Genomic DNA, 527 nt, shown 5'->3' with positions numbered 1-527 from the left:
CTCATCACCAGCGTATTGCACAGCCCGGCAAAGAAGTTGCTGGTGGTCGGGCTGTCCACTTCGGCGAGCTTGCGCGTCAGCAGTTGGTAGAAGCAGAAGAACAGCGCCGAACAGAACGGCAGCAGGATCGCCGGGGTAAACAGTTCGCCGCCCGGGTGGACGATGATCAGCACGCCGATGAAGCCGCAGATCACCGCGATCCACTGCCCGCGCGTCACGCGTTCCTTGAGCAACGGCACCGATAACGCCGTCACCAATACCGGCGCGAGAAAGTTGACCGCCGTGGCTTCCGCCAGCGGGATGTACAGCAGCGCCGTGGTGAAAAACAGGCTGGTGCCGAGCAGGCACAGGGCACGGGCGAGCTGCCATAACGGTTTCTTGGTGCGCAGCACACGCAAGCCGGACTGCGGCAGGAAAATCCCCGCCATCAACAAGGTGTGCACCACATAGCGCGCCCACACCACCATCACGATCGGATAAAAACCGGAGAGGTATTTCGACAACGCGTCGTGGCTGGAAAACAGGAA

At 61.1% G+C, this 527-nt stretch carries 1 protein-coding gene; it reads right to left on the bottom strand.

Features of this window, described 5'->3' with window-relative positions; all coding sequences use genetic code 11:
• Nucleotides 1-527 (bottom strand): DMT family transporter (locus tag J5M56_RS24230; RefSeq protein WP_207937973.1); only part of this gene is annotated, 527 nt, incomplete at both ends.

Source organism: Pseudomonas sp. 51_B, assembly GCF_017491595.1.
GTDB classification, from domain to species: Bacteria; Pseudomonadota; Gammaproteobacteria; order Pseudomonadales; family Pseudomonadaceae; genus Aquipseudomonas; species Aquipseudomonas promysalinigenes.
The sequence above is the reverse complement of the archived record's forward strand: the minus strand, read 5'-3'. Positions and strand labels throughout refer to the sequence as shown.